The organism is Actinomycetota bacterium (genome assembly GCA_035759705.1).
In the GTDB taxonomy this organism is placed as follows: Bacteria; Actinomycetota; CADDZG01; order JAHWKV01; family JAHWKV01; genus JAJCYE01.
Genome location: DASTUJ010000189.1, coordinates 1 through 2,097 on the forward strand (window position 1 = coordinate 1; position 2,097 = coordinate 2,097).

At 68.1% G+C, this 2,097-nt stretch carries 2 protein-coding genes; both read left to right on the forward strand.

All coding sequences use genetic code 11. The features are described 5' to 3' along the window. Window positions 1–335: flavodoxin family protein (locus tag VFV09_13030; protein HEU4868636.1), on the forward strand; the 335-nt coding region annotated here is incomplete at its 5' end. Next, window positions 335–2,097 (forward strand): thiamine pyrophosphate-dependent enzyme (locus VFV09_13035; protein ID HEU4868637.1); only part of this gene is annotated, 1,763 nt, incomplete at its 3' end. The genes VFV09_13030 and VFV09_13035, both read left to right, overlap by 1 nt.

Here is a 2,097-nt window from a genome sequence, read left to right on the forward strand (position 1 = left end):
TGGAGCGGATGGACGCCATGATCAGCGAGACCGACGACAACGGGCTCCCGGTGGCGTACAACCGGGTCGCCGGCGTGGTGGTGACCGGGAACGAGGACGGCGCCCACCACGTGATCTCCCAGGTGGCGCAGGGCTTGATCGACATCGGCTACACGGTCCCCGGCCAGGCCTGGACCTACTGGAACCGCGGCCCCGGCCCGGGTCCGAGCTACCTGGAGAGCGACGAGAAGCACGAGTGGTCCGAGACCACCGGCCGCACCGCGGCAGGAGTTCTGCTGGCGGTCGCCAAGGCGCTGCAGGCGAACCCGATCCCTCCCGACGCCTACAAAGCCTAGTGGCCAAGAAGATTGCCTCGGAGCTGCTGGTCGAGCGGCTGATCGACTGGGGAGTCGACACGGTCTTCGGACTTCCCGGCGACGGGATCAACGGGATCATGGAGGCCCTGCGGCGGCACTCCGACCGCATCCGGTTCGTGCTGGTCCACCATGAGGAGTCCGCCGCCTTCATGGCAACCGGCTACGCAAAGTCCACCGGCAAGCTCGGCGTGTGCCTGGCGACCTCCGGGGGCGGAGGCCTGCACCTGCTTAACGGCCTCTATGACGCAAAGCTGGACCACGTCCCCGTTCTCGCCCTGACCGGGATGCAGGCCACCCAGCTCCTCGGCACCGGCTACCACCAGGAGGTGCACCTGGAGAAGGTCTTCGAGGACGTCGCCGACTACAACGCCGTGGCGTACATCCCGGGTCAGATCCCCGCTCTGGTGGACCTAGCGGTCCGGACTTCGCTGTCGATGAAAACCGTCTCGCACATCACGTTTCCCGTGGATCTGCAGGAGGCCGACCCGGAGGAGTCGCCGTGGCCCGGCGGCCTGGGCCTGGCCGGAATGCCCGACACCTCCAAGGTCTATCTCCCCTCCCCAGTCGTCCCGGCGGCGGCGAACCTGCAAAAGGCTGCCGACCTGCTGAACAGGGGCGAGAGGGTCGCGATGCTGGTGGGCGCCGGGGCCCTCGGCGCCGGGCCGGAGGTGGCCGAGGCGGCCGAGATCCTCGCCAGCCCGATCATCAAGACCCTGCCCGGCAAGGCGGTGGTCCCGGACGACCACCCGTTGACCACCGGCGGGCTCGGGCTGCTCGGGACCAAGGCGTCGACCGAGGCGATGGAGGGCTGCGACACGATCTTTATGGTCGGCACGAACTTTCCCTACACCAGCTACCTTCCGGAGGAGGCGGCCGGCGTGCAGATCGAGAGCGACGCCCGCCGGGTGGGCAACCGGCTTCCCATCGACGTGCCGCTGGTTGGCGACGCCAAGGAGACCCTGAAGGCGCTGACCCCCCTCCTGACCCGGAAGACCGAACGCAGCTTCCTGGAGAACGCGCAGCAGGGCATGGCGAAATGGCGGGAGAAGATGGCCGGCACCGAGGACCCCAAGCGCTCCCCCATCCAGCCGCAGTACCTCATGAAGGTCATCGACGAGCTGGCCTCCGACGATGCGATCCTCTGCGGCGACTCCGGCACCAGCGCAACCTGGGCCGCCCGGCACTTTCACATCCGGGGCAACCGGCAGTTTCTGATCTCCGGCAACCTGGCGACGATGGCGGCCGGGCTCCCCTACTCGATAGCCGCACAGTGGGCGCACCCGGGCCGCCAGTGCATCGCATTCGTCGGCGACGGCGCCTTCGCCATGCTCATGGCCGACTTCCTGACCGCGGTGCGCTACGAGTTACCTGTAAAGGTGGTGATCCTGAACAACGGGCTGCTCGGGCAGATCCTCTGGGAGCAGATGGCGCTGGGCTATCCGGAGCACGGCGTCCGCTTCGAGAGGCGTTTCGACTTCGCCCCCTGGGCCACCGCCTGCGGCGGGTTCGGCGTCACGGTCGAGGACCCGGCGCAGGTCCGTGGGGGGATCGAGGCCGCTTTCGCCCACCCGGGACCGGCGGTGGTCGACGTGCTGGTGAACCCCGACGAGCCCCCGATGCCCCCCAAAGTCTCATACGAGCAGGCGAAGGGCTTCGCCGAGTCGTTCCTGAAGGGCGAGTTCCGGCGAACGACCATCGCCTCGACGCTGTTTAGGGACAAGCTGGACGAATTCAGGTCGTG